The 21,486-nt window shown below is 67.1% G+C and carries 20 protein-coding genes; 12 read left to right on the top strand and 8 right to left on the bottom strand.

Going from position 1 to position 21,486, the window contains the following annotated elements; all coding sequences use genetic code 11:
• Positions 1–16 precede the first annotated feature (16 nt).
• Positions 17–376: a hypothetical protein gene (locus QNJ30_00475; protein MDJ0941911.1), complete on the top strand. Its 360-nt coding sequence runs from the start codon at positions 17–19 to the stop codon at positions 374–376.
• A 6-nt stretch (positions 377–382) separates the two neighbouring features.
• Here QNJ30_00475 and QNJ30_00470 read toward each other — a convergent pair whose 3' ends face one another.
• The 6 genes from QNJ30_00470 to QNJ30_00445 all read right to left on the bottom strand — a co-directional run bounded on the left by QNJ30_00470 (position 383) and on the right by QNJ30_00445 (position 5,409).
• A complete protein-coding gene (locus tag QNJ30_00470; protein ID MDJ0941910.1) occupies positions 383–889 on the bottom strand; it encodes a GNAT family N-acetyltransferase in 507 nt (168 codons plus the stop codon).
• 20 nt (positions 890–909) lie between these two features.
• Positions 910–1,554, bottom strand: coding sequence for a glutathione S-transferase family protein (locus QNJ30_00465; GenBank protein ID MDJ0941909.1), 645 nt, complete (start codon positions 1,552–1,554; stop codon positions 910–912).
• A 218-nt stretch (positions 1,555–1,772) separates the two neighbouring features.
• Positions 1,773–2,342 (bottom strand): hypothetical protein, encoded by a 570-nt coding sequence (locus QNJ30_00460; GenBank protein MDJ0941908.1) that lies wholly within the window; start codon positions 2,340–2,342, stop codon positions 1,773–1,775.
• Between the two features lie 92 nt (positions 2,343–2,434).
• A complete protein-coding gene (locus QNJ30_00455) occupies positions 2,435–3,409 on the bottom strand; it encodes an NAD(P)-dependent oxidoreductase (protein ID MDJ0941907.1) in 975 nt (324 codons plus the stop codon).
• A 176-nt stretch (positions 3,410–3,585) separates the two neighbouring features.
• Complete coding sequence (locus tag QNJ30_00450; GenBank protein MDJ0941906.1) at positions 3,586–4,431, bottom strand: fumarylacetoacetate hydrolase family protein; 846 nt, start codon at positions 4,429–4,431, stop codon at positions 3,586–3,588.
• Positions 4,432–4,461: 30 nt separating this feature from the next.
• Positions 4,462–5,409 carry a 2-hydroxyacid dehydrogenase gene (locus QNJ30_00445; GenBank protein MDJ0941905.1) on the bottom strand — a complete coding sequence of 316 codons (948 nt, stop codon included), beginning with the start codon at positions 5,407–5,409 and terminating at the stop codon, positions 4,462–4,464.
• 107 nt (positions 5,410–5,516) lie between these two features.
• Here QNJ30_00445 and QNJ30_00440 point away from each other — a divergent pair, with 107 nt between their 5' ends.
• The 6 genes from QNJ30_00440 (at position 5,517) to QNJ30_00415 (ending at position 11,481) form a co-directional block, all read left to right on the top strand.
• The gene (locus QNJ30_00440) at positions 5,517–6,503 is read left to right on the top strand and encodes an NAD-dependent epimerase/dehydratase family protein (GenBank protein ID MDJ0941904.1); all 987 of its coding nucleotides are present in this window, start codon (positions 5,517–5,519) and stop codon (positions 6,501–6,503) included.
• A 186-nt stretch (positions 6,504–6,689) separates the two neighbouring features.
• The gene (gene araD, locus QNJ30_00435; GenBank protein ID MDJ0941903.1) at positions 6,690–8,420 is read left to right on the top strand and encodes an L-arabinonate dehydratase; all 1,731 of its coding nucleotides are present in this window, start codon (positions 6,690–6,692) and stop codon (positions 8,418–8,420) included.
• An 18-nt stretch (positions 8,421–8,438) separates the two neighbouring features.
• Positions 8,439–9,161, top strand: coding sequence for an SDR family oxidoreductase (locus QNJ30_00430; protein MDJ0941902.1), 723 nt, complete (start codon positions 8,439–8,441; stop codon positions 9,159–9,161).
• A gap of 37 nt (positions 9,162–9,198) precedes the next feature.
• Positions 9,199–10,194: a BMP family ABC transporter substrate-binding protein gene (locus QNJ30_00425; GenBank protein MDJ0941901.1), complete on the top strand. Its 996-nt coding sequence runs from the start codon at positions 9,199–9,201 to the stop codon at positions 10,192–10,194.
• A gap of 21 nt (positions 10,195–10,215) precedes the next feature.
• On the top strand, positions 10,216–10,959 hold the full coding sequence (locus QNJ30_00420; protein MDJ0941900.1) for an SDR family oxidoreductase: 744 nt from the start codon (positions 10,216–10,218) through the stop codon (positions 10,957–10,959).
• Positions 10,960–11,148: 189 nt separating this feature from the next.
• A complete protein-coding gene (locus QNJ30_00415) occupies positions 11,149–11,481 on the top strand; it encodes a hypothetical protein (protein MDJ0941899.1) in 333 nt (110 codons plus the stop codon).
• A 6-nt stretch (positions 11,482–11,487) separates the two neighbouring features.
• Here QNJ30_00415 and QNJ30_00410 read toward each other — a convergent pair whose 3' ends face one another.
• On the bottom strand, positions 11,488–13,149 hold the full coding sequence (locus QNJ30_00410; protein MDJ0941898.1) for a Na/Pi cotransporter family protein: 1,662 nt from the start codon (positions 13,147–13,149) through the stop codon (positions 11,488–11,490).
• 264 nt (positions 13,150–13,413) lie between these two features.
• Here QNJ30_00410 and QNJ30_00405 point away from each other — a divergent pair, with 264 nt between their 5' ends.
• Positions 13,414–13,746 carry a hypothetical protein gene (locus QNJ30_00405; GenBank protein MDJ0941897.1) on the top strand — a complete coding sequence of 111 codons (333 nt, stop codon included), beginning with the start codon at positions 13,414–13,416 and terminating at the stop codon, positions 13,744–13,746.
• Positions 13,747–13,847: 101 nt separating this feature from the next.
• On the opposite strand, the gene QNJ30_00400 is transcribed toward QNJ30_00405, so the two are convergent.
• On the bottom strand, positions 13,848–16,418 hold the full coding sequence (locus QNJ30_00400) for a M36 family metallopeptidase (protein MDJ0941896.1): 2,571 nt from the start codon (positions 16,416–16,418) through the stop codon (positions 13,848–13,850).
• A gap of 495 nt (positions 16,419–16,913) precedes the next feature.
• Between QNJ30_00400 and ugpC the strand changes: the two genes are divergently transcribed.
• From ugpC to QNJ30_00380, 4 genes are all read left to right on the top strand, one after another.
• Entirely contained in the window at positions 16,914–17,987 is a 1,074-nt protein-coding gene (gene ugpC / locus QNJ30_00395) for a sn-glycerol-3-phosphate ABC transporter ATP-binding protein UgpC (GenBank protein ID MDJ0941895.1), read from the top strand.
• A 134-nt stretch (positions 17,988–18,121) separates the two neighbouring features.
• Positions 18,122–19,432, top strand: coding sequence for an extracellular solute-binding protein (locus QNJ30_00390; GenBank protein MDJ0941894.1), 1,311 nt, complete (start codon positions 18,122–18,124; stop codon positions 19,430–19,432).
• Between the two features lie 89 nt (positions 19,433–19,521).
• Positions 19,522–20,466, top strand: coding sequence for a sugar ABC transporter permease (locus tag QNJ30_00385; GenBank protein ID MDJ0941893.1), 945 nt, complete (start codon positions 19,522–19,524; stop codon positions 20,464–20,466).
• Positions 20,459–21,355, top strand: coding sequence for a carbohydrate ABC transporter permease (locus QNJ30_00380; GenBank protein MDJ0941892.1), 897 nt, complete (start codon positions 20,459–20,461; stop codon positions 21,353–21,355). The genes QNJ30_00385 and QNJ30_00380 overlap by 8 nt, the downstream gene beginning before the upstream one ends.
• Positions 21,356–21,486: the final 131 nt, after the last annotated feature.

Raw genomic sequence — 21,486 nt, 5'->3', positions numbered from 1 at the left:
CCGAAAGGAACATTGGATGAAAAGCCTGGTATCAGTCCTCGTCCTGGGTGTGCTCATGTTCACGGCGGTTTTCATCGGCCGCTACGGCTCCCTGGACCCCTGCAACATGGTGCGGCAGGAGATGCTCATCCAGGGCCGCATGCACGGCGGGCGGACCGGCGAGGTCGCCGCGCGCTCGCTGGCCCAGGAAACCTTCGACCCCTACGTCCAGGCCGGCATGATCAGCCGCACGCACTGCGCGCAGGAACTGGTCGGGATCTGGACCACCGGCATGAAGGTGCAGAACCAGTTCGCCGAAGGTGCCGGGGCCAATCCGAGCAGCCTGGATACGCCGCTGGCGAGCAACCAGGCCGTCAAGCCGGCCTTCAAATACTGAGGCGGCTCATCTCGGCCGCGAAAGGCGGTAGAGCCGCCAATCGCGGCCGTAGAGCCGGACGTCGCGCAGGTAGGTCATGCCCAGCTTGGCGATGACCCGGCGCGACGGCGCGTTGCCCGGCGCCGCAAAGGCGTAGATCTCGGGCAGCGCGAGCCGGCCGAAGGCATCCGCGATCGCGGCCTCGGCCGCTTCCGTGGCCAAGCCCTCGCCTCGGTAAGGCGGGCTCAGGCGAAAGCCGAGCTCCGGCACCGGCGCGCCCTCGATCGTCTCCCGGCCGAGACCGCAATAGCCGATCAGCCGGGGATCGTCCTGCAGCGACAGCGCCAGTTTCGAGAAGCCATGGACGGCGAAGCAGGCGATCTCCGCCTCGAGCTTTCGGCGCGCCTCGGCCTCTCCGAGTGGCCCGGCGACCGACCAGGCCATGAAATCCGGATCGGCCAGAAGCCGGGCGAGCTCGGGAAGATCGTTCGGGATGAAGGGCCGAAGCCGGAGCCGGGCGGTCTCGATCAGCATGGGCACGAAGGTAAGGGCGGCTAGCCTGAAGCCCCACCTGCCGGCGCCAGCTCGACCGGGAAGCGGGTCGCCTGCATCGAGGATCGCGCCTGGAGGCGCTGCAGCCAGCTCTCCAGCTCCGGGAACTCCGAGAGCAGCGCCTGTCCGGTCGGCGCGCAGCGGAACAAGGCCAGGACCGGCGCCAGCCAGAGGTCGGCCAGCGTGAGCCGCTCACCCAGAAGAAAAGGCCCTTCCCAGAGCTCCTCCAGGACCGCGAGGACCTTGTGTGCCTGCTCGACGGTCTCCGGCGGCAGCGGGCCTTTGCCGCGCGTCTCGCCGACGTAGACGCCCCAGACCAGGACCGGATAGGCGTAGTTGTCGACGATCCGCTGGATCTGGGTCATGCGCGCCCGCGCGGCCGTGGTCTCCGGCACCAGGCCCTCGGCGCCGGCGGTCTCGATGGCGTAGCGGGCGATGGCGTCGGTCTCGAAGAGCCGGAATCCGTCGTGCGCGAAGGCCGGGATCTTGCCGAAGGGATGCCGTTGCAGGTAGCCGGCCGGCAGCGCCTCCCGATCGAAGATGTCGATCTCGATCAGCCGGTAGCCCACCCCCGCCTCCTCCAACACCAGCCGGGCAATACGGGTGAAGACGCTGTAGGTGGCGCCGTAGAGGGTCACGTTTTTCATGGGGCGTTATTGCACGCCAAGGCCGAGTGAAGGCAAGCGAAACCGCTTCCAGACGAGCGCGGGACGCGTGCACTCGGCTTTCGGTCCAAGCAGCGAGACCGCTTAGCCTCCGGCTTCAGCCAGGCTTCACGGCGCCTCGCCGGCAAAAGGCATCATCTGCCGTCGGGTGTCGCTGACTTGCGCCGTGCGTCGCCCGAAGGCGGCGCGCTGAGGCGGATCTAGCTCAAGTCGTCGTCGCGCCAGTACTTGGTGCCCTGGATGGTGGCCTGGAGGGCGAGGCCGTTCTCTGTGATCTGATAGAGCTCGATGCCCGGCGCGACGCTGATCGCCCCGGCGAAGGCGCCGCCCTTGTCGCTGCTCTTGGCCGCGGCGTCGGCCTGGGCGCCGGCGTCCCAGCCGTACTCGACGAAGCGGTTCAGGGCCTCGCGGGTTGTAAAGACGAAGACCCCGCGGAAGTCCTTGAGCCCGAGACCGATGCCGATGCCGCCGGTGATCATCTTCATATAGACGTCGCGGCGGCTGTGGTTGTCGCGCACCACGCCATAGCCGTTGCCCGCCGAAAGGAAGATCAGATTCACGCCGACGTTGCTGAAGACCCCGTAGCCGACCGCCCGCTTGATCTCGGCCCGGGCGCTGGGCCGGATCGCGTAGAGCTTGGCCAGGGTGTCGCGGCGCATCTCGGCGGCGGCCTGGCGCTTCTGCGCCGGGGTGTCGCCCGACGGGCTCATGCAGCCGGCGACCAGCAGGACTGCAAGGCAGCCGAGGGCGAGGGAAATCGGGCGGCGCATGGGCGGTCTCCTGGGGGGCTCGATTCGCCCGCAGGGTCCCGCCCCGGCCTTAAAATGACCTTAAAAGCCGGCCGTAACCGATTGTTAACCGGCTATTTCCCGAACTTGACCCCGTTCACCGCGCCGATCGCGTCGGCCATCATCGGCATGTACTTGTCGCCGGCGCCCTGGGTCATGGCCAGGGTGTAGCTCTGCTTGGCGGCGGCGCCGATGATGGTGGTCAGCCCGACCGCGTCGGCCATGTTGTTGTAGTAGCCCATGTCCTTGGCGCAGTTGCGGATGGTGAACTCGTGCGCCTTGGGATCGCGGCCCAGCACCCACTTGCAGTAGTTCTGAAAGAAGATGTTGTTGAGGCCGCCGGCGGCGATGACGTCGTGGAAGGTCTGGATGCTGACCCCGGTCTTCTTGCAGGCGGTGAAGGCCTCGGCATAGAGCGCGGCATAGGTCATGGCGACGAAGTTGTTGATCAGCTTCATCTTGTGACCGGTGCCGACCGGGCCGACGTGGATGATGTTCTCCGCCCAGGTCTGGAGCAGCGGCATCAGGGCCTTGAGGGTCGCCTTGTCGGCGCCGACGAAGGCGTTGAGCCGGCCCTCCTCCGCCTCCTTGGGCGTGCGGCCCAGCGGCGCGTCGATCAGCTTGATGCCCTTGGCCTTGAGCTCCTCGGCCAAGGCCAGGGTCGAGTTGGGGTCCGAGGTCGAGCAGTCGACCAGGATCAGGCCCTTGCTCGCGCCGGCGAGGAGCCCGTCCTTGCGCCGCATCAGGTCCTCGACCTGCACCGAGGAGGTGACGCAGAGGAAGATCACGTCGCTGCGCCGGGCCATCTCGGCCGGGCTCCTGGCCTCCACGGCGCCGCGCTTGACCAAGTCCCGGACCGGCTTCTTGTTGCGGTGGCCCATGACGGTCAGAGGGTAGCCCTTTTCGACGATGTTCTTGGCCATGCCGTGGCCCATCAGGCCCACGCCGATGAAGCCCACCCGTTCCTTCTTCGCCGGCGCCGTATTGGCCGCCGGTTTCTTGGCCGCGGCCTTCTTTGCCGGCCCCTTGGCCGCTCCTTGTCTCGCCATAGTGTCCTCCCTGTCCGAATTCGTTCCTGTGAGTCCCCTCACCCAGCTCCGGCTAGGGCTCGACAATTGCCTCGCCAAGCCTTCACAGCCCTCTCCCCCGGGAGAGGGCGGCGAGCGGAGCGAGCGGGTGAGGGGAAAACCTCTCAACGCAAAGTCTCTCGCCTGCTTCGGGCGCCTCACTCCGACGCCACGACCTCCTGCCGCTGGGCGCCCAGGCCTTCGATGCCCAGGGTCATGACCTGGCCGGGCGCCAGGAAGATCGGCGGCTTGTGCCCGAGGCCGACGCCCGGCGGCGTACCGGTCGAGATCACGTCGCCCGGCTGCAGGCTCATGAAGCGGGATACATAGGCGAGCAGTTCGGCAACCGGGAAGATCATGGTCCGGGTGTTGCCGCTTTGGCGCCGGGTGCCGTCAACGTCCAGCCAGACGTCGAGCGCCTGGGGATCGGGGATCTCGTCGCGGGTCACCATCCAGGGACCGAGCGGTGCGAAGCTGTCGGCGCTCTTGCCCTTGACCCACTGCCCGGTGCTCTCGAGCTGGAAGGCCCGCTCCGAGACGTCGTTGCAGACGCAGTAGCCGGCGACGTAGTCGGCCCAGTCGGCCTGCTCGACGTAGCGCGCCTCCTTGCCGATGACGAAGGCCAGCTCGACCTCCCAGTCGGTCTTCTCGGAGCCGCGCGGGAGGACCACCGGGTCGTCCGGCCCAGAAAGCGAAGAAGTCGCCTTCATGAAGATCACCGGCTCCTCGGGGACCGGCTGGCCTGACTCCTCGGCGTGGTCGCGGTAGTTGAGCCCGATGCAGACCAGCTTGCCGATCCGCCCCACGCAGGGCCCGATGCGCGGCTCGCCCGGAACCAGCGGCAGGCTTTCGGGATCGAGCGCGCGTAGCTTATCCAGCCCGGCATCGCTCAGGACCTCGCCCGCGATGTCGTCGACCTGGCCTGACAGATCCCGTATGCCGCCCTGGGCATCCAGAAGACCGGGCTTCTCCTGCCCCTTCGGACCATAACGCAACAGCTTCATTTCTCGGCTTCCCCTCTCGTTCGTTTCTTGTCAGCCGGCGGTGACGGGCGTCAGCGCGCCCTTGCCGGCGAAGTGGGCCGCGAGGTTGTCGACCACCAGGTCGCCCATGGCCTTGCGGGTCTGGACCGTGGCGCTGCCGACATGCGGCAGCAGCACGACATGGTCGAGGTCGATGAGGTCCTGAGGCACCTTGGGTTCATCGGCGAAGACGTCGAGGCCGGCGCCGCCGAGACGGCCTTCGACCAAGGCCGCAACCAGCGCCGGCTCGTCGACCACGGAGCCGCGGGCGACGTTGATCAGGGTGCCCTCGGGCCCCAGGGCGTCGAGGACCGGGCGGTCGACGATGCCCTCGGTCTCGGGGCCGCCGGGACAGATCACGACCAAGTAGTCGCTGTCCCGCGCCATGGCGGTCAGGTCCGGGTAGAAACGGTAGGGCTGGTCCGGCTGCTCGCGGCGGCCGTTGTAGACCACCTCGCAGCCGAAGACCTGGAGCTTGGTCGCGATGTCCTTGCCGATGCGGCCGAGACCCAGGATGCCGACAGTCTTGCCGCGGATCGCCTGCTGCAGCGGCATCGCGCCGTCACGCCACTGGCCGCTGCGGACGTAGCGGTCGGCGGCGACCAGTTGGCGGCTGCACATTAGGATCAAGGCGATCGCCAGGTTGGCGACCTCGTCGTTGAGGACGCCAGGGGTGTTGGCCACGACCACGCCCTTGCCCGTGGCGTAGCCGACGTCGATGTGGTCCACGCCGACCCCGAAGGAGGAGATGATCTCCAGCTTCGGCAGGGCGTCTATCAAGGCATTGTCCAGGTTGCCGTGATGGCCGCCGTTCGCCATGCCACGCACCTTGTCCGCGACCTCCGCGAGAAAGGCCGCCTTGTCGGTGGCCTGGTCGTAGCGGTGCACGACGTAGGCGGCCTCCAGGGCTTCCATGACATGCGGCATCATGCCGCCCGTCAGGACGATCTCGGGCTTCATCTCTCCCCCTTGTACCAGGTGGCGCGCCAGGAAAGGCTCGCGCTCGATTAAGGTATACATTAGCCTTGGGCAAAGGCGGAGGCCAAGACGGGACGGACAAGAAAAGCATGAAAGTGGTCATCACGGGCGGCGCCGGCTTCATCGGGCAGCGGCTGGCGCGGCGTTTGCTGGACATCGGCGCGATCACGGCGCCTTCGGGGGAGAAGGCGGCGATCGACGAGATGCTGCTCTTCGACCAGGCGGTTCCGGACCCCCTGCCCCCGGCCCTGGCGGAGGAGGCCCGCTTCGTCGCCGGCGACATCAGCGACCGCACCACGGTCGCGGGCCTGATCGACCGGGACGACATCTCGGTCTTCCACCTGGCCTCGGTGGTCAGCGGCGGCGGCGAGCAGGACTTCGACCTGGCGATACGGGTCAATCTGGACGGCAACCTCCACGTCCTGGAGGCCCTGCGCGCCCGTGGGTCTGTGCCCCGCCTGGTCTTCGCCAGCTCGATCGCGGTCTTCGGCGGCGCGGCCATGCCGGAGAGCGTCGGCGACACGACCAAGCAGACCCCGCAGACCACCTACGGCATGACCAAGGCGGTCGGCGAGCTGCTGATCAACGACTACACCCGCAAGGGCTTCCTCGACGGCCGGGCGGCGCGCCTGCCGACGGTCATCATCCGGCCGGGCAAGCCGAACCTGGCCGCCTCCAGCTTCGTCTCCGGTGTCTTCCGCGAGCCGCTTGACGGCGTCGACATGGCCCTGCCGGTCAGGACCGAGACGGTCATGCCGCTGCTCGGCTACCGCGCCATCGTCGACGGCATCGTCGCGCTCCACGAGCTGCCCGGCGAGAAGCTCGGCGGCGACCGGGCGGTCAGCCTGCCGGCGCTGACCGTGACCGTGGCCGAGATGATCGAGGCCCTGCACCGGGTCGCCGGCGAGCGCCCGCTCGGCAAGATCACGGTCGAGCCCGACCCCTTCATCGAGGAAATCGTCAAGACCTGGCCGCTCGACACCTACTACGACCGCGCCCTCGCCCTCGGCCTGCCCCGCGAAAAAAGCCTGGACGAGATCGTCGCCTACTACATCGCGGACTATCTGGAAGCGTGACGCGGCGCTTCCAAGCAAGCCTTCCGCACCGTCGTCATCCCCGGGCTCGCCCCGGGGATCCATGGCCAGGCCGGAACCGCGACCCCGATGGATTGCCGGATCAAGTCCGGCAATGACAGAATAGAGAAACAGAGAGCTTCGGACCGCCGCGGGCCTCCCGCGCCTGGTCGCCTTCAGGGAGAGATCATGCCAGACGACAGCAAGACCAAGCGCCGCAGCGCCGAGTGGTTCGGGTTGCCGGGCAAGGACGGCTTTCACCGGCGGAGCTGGATGAAGAACCAGGGCCTGCCGCACCACCTCTTCGACGGCCGGCCGGTGATCGGCATCTGCAACACCTGGTCGGAGCTGACCCCCTGCAACGCCCACTTCCGGGTCCTGGCCGAGCGGGTCAAGCGCGGGGTCTACGAGATGGGCGGCTTCCCGCTGGAGTTCCCGGTCATGTCGCTGGGTGAGACCCTGATGCGGCCGACCACCATGATGTTCCGCAACCTGGCCTCGATGGACGTCGAAGAGTCGATCCGCGCCAACCCGCTCGACGGCGTGGTGCTGCTGGTCGGCTGCGACAAGACCACGCCCTCCTTGGTCATGGGCGCGGCCTCCTGCGACCTGCCGACCCTGGTGCTCTCCGGCGGGCCGATGCTGAACGGCCGCTGGGGCAACGAGCTGATCGGCTCGGGCACCCACGTCTGGAAGTTCGACGAGATGCGCAAGAAGGGCGAGATGACAGAAGCCGACTTTCTTGACGCCGAGGCCTGCATGTCGCGCTCGATCGGCCACTGCATGACCATGGGCACGGCCTCGACCATGGCCTCGATGATGGAGTCCCTGGGCCTCGGCCTGCCGAGCAACGCCGCGATCCCGGCCGCCGATTCTCGGCGCAACGTCCTGGCCCACATGGTCGGACGGCGGATCGTCGAGATGGTCCAGGAAGACCTCAAGATGTCCAAGATCCTGACCAAGCAGGCCTTCGAGAACGCGGTCCTGACCAACGGCGCGATCGGCGGCTCGACCAATGCCGTGGTCCACCTGCTCGCCATCGCCGGGCGGGTCGGCGTCGACCTCAGCCTCGACGACTGGGACCGTCTGGGCCGCGAGGTGCCCTGCCTGGTCAACCTCATGCCCTCGGGGGCCTTCCTCATGGAGGACTTCTACTACGCCGGCGGCCTGCCGGTAGTGCTGCGCGAACTGGGCGAGCACGGCCTGCTGCACAAGGACGCGGTCACCGCCAACGGCAAGGCCATCTGGGACAACGTCAAGGACACGGTTTGCTATAACCGCGAGGTCATTCACAGCCTGGACCAGCCCTTCAAGCCGAGCGGCGGAATCTGCGTGCTGCGCGGCAACCTGGCGCCGGACGGCGCGGTGATCAAGCCCTCGGCGGCGACGCCCGAGCTGATGCAGCACCGCGGTCGGGCCGTGGTCTTCGAGGACTTCGACCACTACAAGGCGCGGGTCGACGACCCCGGTCTCGACATCGACGAGACCTGCGTCATGGTCATGAAGAACTGCGGTCCCAAGGGCTATCCCGGATTCTCGGAGGTCGGCAACATGGCCCTGCCGGCCAAGATCCTGAAGAAGGGCGTCAGCGACATGGTGCGGATCTCGGATGCCCGGATGAGCGGCACGGCCTACGGCACCGTGGTCCTCCACACCGCGCCTGAATCCGCGGTTGGCGGCCCCCTCGCCCTGGTCCAGGACGGCGACATGATCGAGCTCGATGTCGCCGGTCGGCGCCTGCACCTGGACGTCGACGACGCGGAGCTGGAACGCCGCCGGGCCCAGTGGCGGCCGCCCGAGGCGCCGGACCGCGGCTACGCCCAGATCTATCACGACCACGTCCTTCAGGCGAACCAAGGCTGCGACTTCGACTTCCTGGTCGGCAGCTCCGGCGCCCCGGTTCCGAAAGAGAGCCACTAGCCGTCGGAGGCCGCGGCGATGGCCGTCTCCCTCCAGGGCAAGGTCGGGATCGTCACCGGGGCGACCAGCGGGATCGGGCTGGCTGGGGCCGAGGCGATGTCGGGCGCGGGCATGAAGCTGGTGCTGGCCGGCCGGCGGGCCGAGATCCTGCAGGAGCACACGAGGCGCCTGCCCGACTGCATCGCGGTGCCGGGTGAGATGACCGATCCGGGCTATGCAGAATCGCTCTTCCAGGCGGCGCTGAGCCAGTTCGGCGCCCTCGACGTGGTCTTCAACAACGCCGGGCTGATCCACACAGGTCCGATCGAGGAGGTCGAGGTCGATGCGCTTTGCGAGATGGTCCGGGTCAACGTCGAGGCGGCCTACCGCATCGCCTACCTCGCCATGAAGCAGTTCCGCAGCGCTGGGGCCGGGCACCTAGTCAACACCTCCAGCGTGCTCGGCAGCAAGGTCCGCAAGTTCGCCGGCGGCTACGCCGGGACCAAGTACGCCGTCGAGGCGCTGTCCGAAGCCTTGCGTCTCGAGGTCGCGGGATCGGCGATCAAGGTCACCTGCCTGGAGCCCGGCCTGGTGGTGACCGACCTGCATCGCGGCTACAGCGTTCGGCCGGAAGTCACTCAGAACGTTGAACAACCCCTGCGGCCGGCCGACGTCGCGGAACTCCTGATCTTCGCCCTCACCCGGCCCGATCACGTCGCGCTGCCGCGGCTGATGATACTGCCGCAGTCACAAGAAATCTGAACGAGGGCATAGCCTCGAGCCAGGGGAGGAAGACGACATGCTGCGTGTAATGACCGCTCTCTCCGTTCTGGTGCTGGCCGGGCTGTCGACCGCCGGCGCCGCCGAGTTCCGGCCCGGGGTCGTCTACGGGATCGGCGGAAAGTTCGACAAATCCTTCAACGAGGCCGCCTACAACGGCGCCGAGGCCTTCAAGGCGAGGACCGGCATCGACTACCTGGAGTTCGAGATCACGACCGCGGCTCAGCGCGAGCAGGCCCTGCGCAAGATGGCCCGGCGCGAGACCAGCGTGATCGTCGCGGTCGGCTTCGGCCTGGCCTCCTCTGTCGAGACCGTGGCCGCGGAGTACCCCGAGACCAAGTTCACCCTGATCGACGCGGTGGTCGAGGCGCCCAACGTGCAGTCGGTGGTCTTCAAGGAGGAGGAAGGCTCCTTCCTGGTCGGCATGCTGGCGGCCATGGCGTCGAGGACCGGCAAGGTCGGCTTCGTCGGCGGGATGGACATCCCGCTGATCCGCAAGTTCGCCTGCGGCTACGAGCAGGGCGCCAGGCACGTCGACCCCGCGGTCCAGATCCTGGTCAACATGACCGGCAACACGCCGGAGGCCTGGAACGACCCGACCAAGGGCGGCGAGCTGGCGCGCAGCCAGTTCGACCGCGGCGCCGACGTCATCTTCGCCGCCGCGGGCGGCACCGGGGTCGGCGTCTACCAGGCGGCCAAGGACCTGGGCAAGCTGGCCATCGGGGTCGATTCCAACCAGAACCACCTGCACCCCGGGACCATGCTTTCGTCCATGGTCAAGCGGGTCGACGTCGCGGTCCGCGAGGCCTTCGCGACCGCCCAGGCCGGCAGCTGGGCGCCCGGGATCACGGTCCTGGGCCTGGCCGAGGACGGCGTCGGCTGGGCGCTGGACGAGCACAACCGGCCACTGGTGAGCGCCGAGATGGAGGGCAGGCTCGGCGCCGCCCGGGCCGAGATCGTCGCCGGCAAGATCGCGGTCGCCGACTACAGCGCCCAGAACAGCTGCGACTACTGACCCTAAGGGGGAGCACCGACCATGGCGGAGAGACTGAAGGGCAAGCGGATCCTGGTCACCGCGGCGGCGCAGGGCATCGGCCAGGCGATCGCCCGGGCCTGCGCCGCGGAGGGCGCCGAGGTCACGGCCAGCGACGTCAACGAGACCCTGCTCAAGTCGGAGCTAGACGGCGTCGAGGGCGTCGCCATTCGGCGCCTGGACGTGCTGGATCCGACGGCGATCACGGCCTGCGCCGCCGAGCTGGGGGCGATCGACGGCCTGATGAACGTGGCCGGCCACGTCCATCACGGCTCGGTCCTCGACAGCGGCGAGGAGGACTGGGACTTCGGTTTCGCCCTCAACGTCACGGCCATGTACCGCACGATCCGCGCCTTCCTGCCGGGCATGCTGGAAAAGGGCGGCGGTTCCATCGTCAACATGGCCTCGGTCGCCTCCTCCCTGCGCGGCCTGCCCAACCGCTGCGTCTACGGCGCCAGCAAGGCCGCGGTGATCGGCCTGACCAAGTCGGTCGCGGCGGACTACGTCGGCCAGGGCGTGCGCTGCAATGCGATCTGCCCGGGCACGGTGCAGTCGCCCTCGCTTGACGGACGAATCGCATCCTTCGACGACCCCGTGGCGGCCCGCAAGGCCTTCATCGCCCGCCAGCCCATGGGCCGCCTGGGCCAGCCCGAGGAGGTCGCGGCCCTGGCCGTCTACCTGGCCTCGGACGAGTCCGCCTTCACCACCGGGACGGCTCTTGTGATCGATGGCGGCCTATGCCTGTGACAATTTGATAATCTAGGTGGATTCCACCCCTCAAGCTGTTGAATACCTGACGCTACTGCGCGACATTTGAGGCGGGAGCACCTCTTGTTTGGGAGGGGGATTCGGCTGTCCGGCGCAACCTGGGCCAATGTCTTCGACGAAGCCCGAAAGCGTGCCGTGCGGAGAGGTCTCACAGGGGGAAGGAAGAGCATGTTGATCACGCTTCAGGACGACGGCGTCCTCTACGTCTACGACTCCGCCGAAGATGCCGTGCGCGACATCGACGCGTCCGAGACTGAGGAGAGCTTTCGAGCCGTCTTCGACGACCGCGGCCAGGGCTATACCCTGCGCCGCAAGCGCTGGCGCCGCCTGTTCGGGTTCCTCGGCAACGGTGAGGCCGCCGGCGTCGTCCTCGCGCCGAGAGGAGCCGCCGACCGGGCCGCGTTGCTCAAGACCATCGCCAGCGCCCGGACGATTGCGCCCAGAGCCGCGGTCCGCAAGGTCGGCCGCCTGGTCGACCGCCTGGCGGAAGGCAACGCCTGATCCGGATCAGCCCGGATCCAGGGCGTGGTCCTCGACCAGCCGGCTTTCCGCCAGCTCGCCGCTCCGCTCGAGAATCGGATAGGCCACCGAGGTCAGGTAGCTGTTGACCCGCTTCAGGTCGCGGAGCACGTCGAGGTGCAGCGAGCTCGATTCGACGGACTCCGCGCGCCCGGCCGCGACCCGCGCGAAGTGCTGGTCGACCAGGCTGCGCTCCAGATCCCGCATCTCCGCCTTTTCCCGCAGCATCTGCCGGGCCAGCGCCTTCTCGCGGGTCAGAAAGACGTTCATCGCCAGGTCGAGGTTGGCGACCACGCGCTCGTGGTAGCTCTCCAGCTCCTGCTGGCCCTCGGGCGAGAAGCTGGACTTGCTCTTGATCTTCTTGGCCGCCAGTTCCATCAGGTTCTTGTCGATCACGTCGCCGATGTGCTCGAGGTTGGTCGTGAAGCTGAGGATCTCGATGCAGCGCTCGCTCTCTTCCCGGTCGAGTTCCGAGGTCGAGAGCTGCGTCAGGTAGATCTTGATCGCCTCGTGCAGGTCGTCGACCACGTCGTCGGCGGCGGAGACCTCCTTGACCAGCTGGGCGCCGTCCTCACGAAAGGCCGCCGCCGCCTTGGCAAGCATGGCGCGCAGCTCGTCGCCCATGTGCAGGGTCTCGCGCACCGCCGCGGCGAGCGCCACCGCCGGGGTGTCCAAGGCGTTGGCGTCGAGATAGCGCGGCTGGCCGGGGCGGCTTTCGGCTGCCTCCTCCTCCGGCAGCAAACGTGCCGCGGCCTTGGCGACCGGCGCCAGCAGCGGCAGGAAGACGATCGCCAGGGCCAGGTTCACCCCCGTGTGGAAGTTCGCGACCATGCGCGCGGGATCGTCCCCCAGCGCGGCGACATAGGGCTGCAGCCAGGGCAAGAGCGGCACCAGCACCAGGACCCCGGCGCCGCGCATGATCAGGTTGCCCAAGGGCACCCGCCGGGCCAGCACCGGGGCGCGCAGGGTGACGACCACGGCGGTGATGGCGGCCCCGAGGTTGGCCCCCAGGACCATGGCGAAGGCGAGCTGGATCGCGATGGTCTGAACCGCGGCAAAGGACATCACCAGGAGCACGATGGTGACGCTGGAATGCGCCAGCCAGGTGATGACGGCAACGAGCAGGACCGCCAGCAGGGGCTCGTCGACCAGGGTCCGAAGCACCACCGTCAGGGCTTCGGCCTCCCTGAGCGGGGCCGAGACCGCGGTGATGAGCTTCAGCGACAAAAGGATCAGACCGAGCCCGAGCACGGCCCGCGACAGGTTGCGCCGCGCGCTGATCTCCGAGGACAGGAACCCGAAGACGCCGCCCGCGATCAGCAGCGGCGAGAGCCAGGTGACGTCGAAGGACAGCACCTGGACGACCAGGGTCGAGCCCACGTCTGCCCCGAGCATCAGGGCCAGGCTCATCGCCGCCGGGATGATCGCCCGCCCGGCGAAGGAGGACACGATCAGGGCCGTCGCGGTGCTGCTCTGCAGGATTGCCGTCACGCCGAGCCCGGCCAGGAAGGCCGAAAACCGGTTGCCGGTCGATCTGGAGATCACCCGGCGCAGGGCGCTGCCGAAGGAGCGGTTGACGCCGGTGCGGACCATCCGCACGCCCCAGAGGAGCAGCGCGACGCCGCCGATGAGATTGATCAGGAATTCCATAAGGTCGTCTCGAGTGAAAGGGAACAATCACATCTAACGCATAGGTATTCCAGTCCTTTCTTCTTGCCGCGCAGGACCGGGCGCGATCGGCGCCACGCCTGGAAGGCACCCCTGCCCGCCCCCCGGAATCGGACTCGGCGCACCGCGGGTCCTGCCACCGGCCGCGCTTGACGCCGCAACCATCCAGAGGCTCAATGCAACTTGATGGCGAAGTATTATCTTATCGTTTCGCTTTTCGCGGCTCTGGCCGCCGGGAGTGCAGCCTTGGATGAGGCCTTCTCGCTTCGGGTCGGCGAGGCGTCACGGCTGGAGGGCACCGAACTCCGCCTCCACTTCCTGGAGGTACCGATGGACTCCCGCTGTCCCAAGGGCACGGCATGCCTCGTCGCGGGCGAAGCCCACGTGCTGGTGAAGGCCGAGCTGGGATCGCAGCTCGAGGAGCTGCTGTTCAAGGTGCCGCCGGGCGGCAGCGACACCCGGCGCTTCGCCCGCTACAGCGTAACCGTCACCGCCCTCGAGCCGCAGACCGAAGCCGAGCGAAGGATCGAGACCTCCGACTACGTGGCGACGCTGCGCGTCATGGCTGAAACGCCATAGCCCGCGCCTGGGATCGAACGCGGCGAACGCTGCCGAAAGCAGAAGCCCGCCCCCAGGGGGGCGGGCTTCGACTTCAGTCTTCTAAGCTCGGAGGCCGTCGGCTATTCCGCTTCACAGATCCGGACGTCGTCGATACCGCCCTCGACCAGGTCGCCGGGGCCGGCACCGTCCGAGGCCTGGACCCGCAGCTGGATCGTGCCGGGGTTCGCCAAGGTGGTCGTCACCTTGGTCCAGGCGGCGTTCGAGGTGACGTCCCCGATCGAGACGAGGTTGGTTTCGAAGGCCTCTGGTGCCGCGGTCTCGGCATCGATCGAGAAGAAGTCGCCACCGGGATGATCACCGGCGTCGCGCTGGCCGTGGAAAAAGTAGAGCTCGACCAGAACGTTCGTCAGGCCGGTCGCGTCGATGACCGGCGACTCGACCGAGCAGACGCCGCCGTCGACGTCGTCCCGCCCCGCACTGGTGTTCGGCTGCGTGAAGAGGGCGTTGACGCCGGTCGGTGTGTTGTCGTCGCCGAGCTGCGTGACGACGCCCCCGCTGGTGATGCGGTTGGGATCGCCGACCACCCAGCTTCCCGTCGTGCAGGTGCTCAAGCCGGAACCGTCCTCCCATCCGGCAGTGCCGGACTCGAAGTCGGTCTCGTAGAGGACCGCCTTGCAGCCCGGAGGCGGCGGGGTCGGACCCGTGCATTCCGCCGGCAGCGCGAAGCCGTTGATCGGCGAGGTGCTGTTGGAGCCGCCGCTGACGGCGTCGGTTCCCAGACCGAAGGCCGCGAAGGTCTCCCACAGCAGGCAGACGTCCTCACCGCCAGAGAAGCCGTTGGCGGCTTGGATGATTCCGTCGCGGGTCTCGACGAAGGTCGGCGAACAGGCGGTGTTCTTGAGGCCCTCGTTGACGTAGAGCATGGCCCGTTGGTTTCCGGACCCGCCCAGGGCGTTGTAGAGGTCGGGATCGAAGCCGTGCTTGTCGACCAGGGCCCAATAGACCTCCCAGAGCACCTGCGCCCAGACCGAGCCGAGGCCGTGCGGCACGGAAAGCCCATTTATGCTGGCGTAGGTGTAGTCATTGACGGCCGGGTCGGTGCTGTAGGGCTGCGGCCGGATGCCGCCGCCGTTGGGCGGCTGACCGAAGAGGTAGGTGCCGATGCCGCGGCTGTCGGTCCCGGCATCGCCGACCTTTGCCGTGTAGGCCAAGGCCAACCAGTCGCTCCAGCCTTCACCGGGCTGCTGATTGTTGTTCAGGCAGCTCGAGTTCGAGGGCCCGCCGACCTGGCGGATGGTGATCCCGTGGCCGTATTCGTGGACGATCACGCCGTTGTCGAGATCGCCGTCCGCTTGGGGGTTCGAATAGTTGCAGACGTACATCTGCATCCTTGGATTGCTGCCGTCCGGCGGCGTGGCCATGTTGGCGTTGCAACGGGAGTTGCCGTCGGCGTTGTCCTGCGCCTCGGCGTTGACCGAGTCGCTGCCTAGGCCGCCCCGGCCGAAGTTGCTCTCCTGGAAGTTGCCGCCGGCCTCGTCGAAGCCGTACTGGTGCTGGATGTCGTGGATGATGTTGTTCCAGTAGAACAGGTTGGCGATGGCGGCGCTCTTGTAGTTCACGGGATCGGCGCCCAGGTTCAGCGGGAAATCGCATTCCAGCGCCGCGGTGCAGTTGGGCTGACCGGAATCCGGGCTATTGTTCCCGTCGCGGTCGGTGTAGGCGCGGACGTTGTTGCCGTCCATGTCGGTCTGGCCGCTGTCGAACCAGCCGGAGGGCGAGGCCGTCGCGTCCTCCGGGTCGACGACCAAGGTCCTGGCGTCATCCGGCGGCAGGGGGCTGATGTGGTTCGGGCTTTCCGCCGGTTGCTCGTAGACTAGGAACTTGGCGGAGCTCGACCAGGTGAAGCGGGTCATCACCCGCTCGCCGGCCGTGTCCGCGAGCTTGCCGCCCTCCGCATCCACGGTGATGTCGTAGATGTGCTGGGAGTCCGGCATGTGCAGCTGAAAGCGCCAGACCAGCTGGAGGTCGGCGCCGACCGGCAGCCACATCAGCTCCGCCTCGACCGTTTCCCGGGACAGGGTCGCGGCGTTCATGGAAGTGGTCTGCGCCGCCCCCTCGGCCGGCGCAAGGAGCTGCGGGCGACGCAGCATGGGCCGCTTCAGATGCACGGCGGCCGACATGACGGCATCCTCCGCGGTCATCACCGGCACCGCCGACTTCGCCAGGCGCGCCAGCCCCGGCACGAAGGCGTTGTTGATCCCGGAGATCCGGCCGTCGCGCGCGATGTGAACCTGCAGCTGTCCGTTGTAGACCGGCAGGCCCTGATGGCGCTGGCGCAGGTAGATATGGGTCACGCCCGAGACCGCGGAATAGACGGAATCCGTGACCTCGTAGTCGTCGAGATCGGCCGAGTCCAGCCCCAGCAGTGTCAGGTTGGCGCGCAGGTAGCCGTCGGCGATCTGCAGCGGCGCGCCCTGGGCCGCCTCGGTCAGGAAGCCTTTGGGATTGTAGAGCGAGCGCGTCACGCCGGTCTGCGCGTCGATGGACGACAGGAGCGAGTCCGACAGCGCCGAGCTGAGTGCCGAGAGCGCAGTGCTCTGCGCGGCCGACGCCGTGGCGCGGGCTGCGCCTGTCGCCTGAATGATCGAAATGCGCCGGTCGAAGTTGACCGCAGCTTCGCGGGATGTCACCTGGGCGCCCACGTTCGACGCGAGCAAAAGCGCGGCGAGAGTCAGGGGAATCGAAATGCCCGTTCCGAGGCGGAACGGGGCGCCAACCCGGCAAGCGGGCGGCCTTCGTCTGGACTGAAGCAGCATGGCCTTCTCCTGTTCGCTTTAGTCTATTATTCCGGGTATATCCGGTGCTTGCCTCCAGCCCAGATTGCATCCTACATCATGGTTAAAATTCCTGCGATTCCAATAATGAGTTGAAATTCGCAACTATGCTTCTCTGATTCCTTGTAGTCGTGCAATATTCTGTCTCGTCACCGCGAGCGCCCGGCCAGCGCCCGGAGCGCGCTCGCTGGCCGTTTCCCGGTGCATTTCGACAATTCGGTGCCGGGGCTCGGTCAAGAATTGCTGTAGACGCGGCCTCGAACTCCGATTAATGTATACGTTAATGCAACGGCAAGCCCGCCGAGCAAAGAGCGGGCCCTGCGTGCAGCAGGCAGGCCCGAAAGGGAGGCAATGGCGTCGGTCGAAATCCGCGACGTGCGCAAGTCCTTCGGTTCGACCGAGGTTTTGCACGGCGTCGACATCACCGTTCCGGACCGTTCCTTCACGGTCCTGGTCGGCCCCTCCGGCTGCGGCAAGTCGACCTTGCTGCGCATGATCGCCGGCCTCGAGGAGATCACCTCCGGCGAGATCGCCATCGGCGGCCAGGTCGTGAACACCATCCCGCCAAAGCAGCGCGACATCGCGATGGTGTTCCAGAACTACGCGCTCTATCCGCACATGAAGGTCTACGACAACATGGCCTTCAGCCTGAGCCTCGCCAAGGTCGACAAGGCCAGGATCGACGAGCTGGTGACCCGCGCGGCGGACATCCTGAACCTGCGCGACCTGCTCGACCGCTACCCGCGGCAGCTCTCGGGCGGCCAGCGCCAGCGCGTCGCCATGGGCCGTGCGATCGTGCGCGACCCCCAGGTCTTCCTCTTCGACGAACCGCTGTCCAACCTCGACGCCAAGCTGCGGGTGCAGATGCGCACCGAGATCCGCGAGCTGCACCAACGGCTCAACAGCACCTCGATCTACGTCACCCACGACCAGATCGAGGCCATGACCATGGCCGACCAGATCGTGGTCATGCGCGACGGCAACATCGAGCAGTTCGGCGCGCCGCTGGATCTCTATGACGAACCCGTCAATACCTTCGTCGCCGGCTTTATCGGCTCGCCGGCGATGAACCTGATCGAAGGCACGGTGCAGGTCGCCAACGGCCACGCGCGCGTCGCCGCGGAGGACGGCTCGATGCTCGAGCTGGCGCCGGGCCGCGGCGGCCCGGACGGCACGCGGGTCTTTTACGGCGTCCGTCCGGAGCACTTCACCCTGACCGACGAGAGCAACGGCCTGCCGGTCGACGTCGTGGTTGTGGAGCCGACCGGGGCCGAGATCCTGGTGGTCGGCCGCATGGCTGGCACCGAGGTGCAGGTCTCTTTCAAGGAGCGGCACGACTTCACCCACGGGCAGCGGATCTATCTGCAGCCACGGCGCGAGCTGGCACACATCTTCGACCGGGACAGCGGTCAAGTGCTGCGCTGAAACCCCGTGGCCGATCCGGCTGGTGGCAAGAGGGAGGTTTTCGAAGCAACGGCGGGATCAGGCAGGACCGGCCGCCGCCCAGCGGGAACCGAGGAACGACAACGAACAACAAGAAGGAACACGGAGGAGAAGCCATGACCATGTTTACGAGACGCGACATTCTGAAGGCAGGCGCGGCGGCCGTCATTGCCGGCCCGGCCCTGGTCGCGGCGGCCAAGTCCTGGGCTGCCAACCACATGAAGTGGGAGCCGGAAAAGGGTGCCGAGTTGCGGGTGCTGCGCTGGAAGCGCTTCGTCCAGTCCGAGGGCGAGAGCTTTCTCGCCATGATGGATGCCTTCAGCAAGGCCACTGGCGTGAAGATCCGGGTCGACAGCGAAGGCTTTGAGGACCTGCGTCCCAAGGCCGCAGTCGCGGCCAGCGTTGGCAGTGGCCCGGACATTATCTGGGGTATCCACGCCGACGCCCATCAGTACCCCGATGCCATGCTGGACATCACCGACGTCTGCGAGCACCTAGGCGCGAGCTACGGCGGCTGGTATCCCGTCGCAGAGCAGTACGGCAAGCGCGACGGCAAGTGGATCAACCTGCCGATCACCATCGGCGGCAACCTGATCAACTACCGCAAGTCGCACATCCAGAAGGCCGGCTTCGAGACCGTGCCGGACAACACCAACGACTTCCTCAAGCTGATGGTGAACTTGAAGAAGAACGGGACCCCCGGCGGCTTCGCGCTGGGCAACGCCAGCGGCGACGGCAACTGCTGGGCGCACTGGATCATGTGGTCGCACGGCGGCAAGCTGGTCGACGAGAACGACAACGTCGTCGTCAACAGCCCGGAGACCGTGGCCGGCCTGGAGTACGTCAAGGCGCTCGGCGAGTCCTTCATCCCCGGCGCGGCCTCCTGGCTCGACGGCCACAACAACAAGGCCTTCCTGCAGGGCGCCTGCTCGCTGACCAATAACGGCATCTCGATCTATGCCGCGGCGGTGCGCGAGGGCAACACCGAGGTCGCCGAGGACATGGACCACGCCTTCTACCCGATCGGTCCGGTCGGCGAGCCGACGGAGTTCCACGTCTGCTTCCCCATGATGCCCTACAAGTACACCAAGTATCCCAACGCGGTGAAGGCGCTGCTGTCCTGGCTGATGGAGAAGGAACAGCACGACAGGTTCCTGCAGGACTCGGTCGGCTACCTGAGCCACACGCTGGCCGCCTACGAGAACCATCCGGTCTGGACCGAGGATCCGAAGCGCACGGTCTTCCGCGACGTTTCCAAGCGCACGCGGTCCTTCGCCCACGCCGGTTCCTTGGGCAACGCCGCGTCGGAGGTCTTCGCCGACTTCGTCGTGGTCAACATGGTGGCGGAGGCGGCGACCGGCGCGAAGAGCCCGAAGCAGGCCGCGGCCGACGCGCAGCGCCGCGCCGAGCGGGTCTACCGCTCCTGAGGCGCTTAGACCGGCCATCCCGGGCCCCGGCCGTCGCAACTCCGCGGCCGGGGCTCGAGACCACCGACTCCTGACGAAGCGAGGGCCACGTGGCGATAGCCAGCCAGACCAGGAGCATCGAGCCGATTGGCTTGCTCGACCGCCTGCGCAACAACCGCAACGCCCTCGGCCTGATCTTCATGCTGCCGGCGGCCCTGTTCCTGCTGGTCTTCCTGACCTATCCGCTTTTCTTCGGGGTCTGGATCGGGCTGACCGACGTCAAGGTCGGCCGGCCCGGCGAATACATCGGGCTGGAAAACTACATCTGGCTGTTCGAGGACCACGTCTTCTGGCTCTCGGTCTTCAACACCTTCCTCTACACAGTCGTGGCCAGCATCATCAAATTCGGTCTCGGCCTTTGGCTGGCACTGCTGTTGAACCACTACATCCCCTTCAAGGCCTTCATCCGTGCCATCGTGCTGATGCCCTTCATCGTGCCCACCGTGCTCTCGGCCCTGGCCTTCTGGTGGATCTACGACTCGCAGGACTCGGTGATCAGCTGGATCCTGATCGAGGCCGGCCTGCTGACCGAGACCATCGACTTCCTGGGCGACCCGAACAACGCCCGGGCCTCGGTGATCGCCGCCAACATCTGGCGCGGCATCCCCTTCGTCGCGATCACGCTGCTGGCCGGGCTGCAGACCATCTCGCCCTCGCTCTACGAGGCGGCGACCATAGACGGCGCAAGCGAGTGGCAGCGCTTCCGCCACATCACCTTTCCGCTGCTGACCCCGATCATCGCCGTGGTCATGACCTTCTCGGTGCTCTTCACCTTCACCGACTTCCAGCTGATCTGGGTGATGACCCGGGGCGGCCCGATCAACGCGACCCACCTGATGGCCACCCTGTCCTACCAGCGGGCCATCGTCGGCGGCGCGCTCGGCGAGGGCGCGGCCATCGCCACTGCGATGATCCCCTTCCTGCTGGCCGCCATCCTGTTCAGCTACTTCGGCCTGCAGCGCCGCAAGTGGCAGCAAGGAGGCCAGGATGACTGACGTTGCCGTCAAGAAGCCCGCGGCCGTCGCCAGCGAAGGCGGCATGACTTACCTGGAGTCGATCCCGCGCAAGGTCGTGGTGGTCTACATCCCCCTGGCGATCTTCGTCTTCGTCCTGCTGTTTCCCTTCTACTGGATGGGCATCACCAGCGTGAAGACGACCGAGGAGCTCCACGCCTACCGGGGCCTCGCGGCGCTCTGGGTCTACGAGCCGACCCTGGAGAACTACTACCACCTGCTGACCGAGACCGAGTACCCGAGCTGGCTGTGGAACACGATGTTCGTCACGGTCACCTCGACCTTTCTGTCGATCTTCTGCGCGGTCTGCGCCGCCTACGCCATCGAGCGGCTGCGCTACAAGGGCTCACGCACGGTCGGCATGCTGATCTTCCTGGCCTACCTGGTGCCGCCCTCCATCCTCTTCATTCCGCTGGCGATCATGGTTCATTGGCTGGGCATCTTCGATTCGAACTGGGCCCTGGTGCTGACCTATCCGACCATTCTGGTGCCCTTCTGCACCTGGCTGCTGATGGGCTACTTCCGCTCGATCCCCTACGAGCTGGAGGAATGCGCCCTGATCGACGGCGCGACCCGCCTGCAGATCCTGGTCAAGATCGTGCTGCCGCTCTCGGTGCCCGGGCTGATCTCGGCCGGCATCTTTGCCTTCACCCTGTCGTGGAACGAGTTCATCTACGCCCTGACCTTCATCTCTTCGGCCGAGAACAAGACCGTCCCGGTCGGCGCGGTGACCGAGCTGATCACCTTCGACGTCTACAACTGGGGCGGCCTCATGGCCGGCGCCATGCTCGGCTCGCTGCCCGTCGCCATCCTCTACTCCTTCTTCGTCGAGCACTACGTCTCCTCGATGACCGGCGCGGTGAAGGAGTAGTCGCGCCGGCCGCGCACCAATCACCGAGAGAGATCTGCTTCGGCAGCCTCATGCTTCGACAGGCTCGGCATGAGCGCGTCCTTGCACCTCGTCCACGCGCAACGCCGGGCTTCGCCCCCTGTCGAAGGGCG

The organism is Kiloniellales bacterium (assembly GCA_030066685.1).
Taxonomy (GTDB): domain Bacteria; phylum Pseudomonadota; class Alphaproteobacteria; order Kiloniellales; family JAKSBE01; genus JAKSBE01.
Note: the sequence above shows the minus strand (reverse complement) of the source record. Positions and strands in the feature narration are given on the sequence as shown.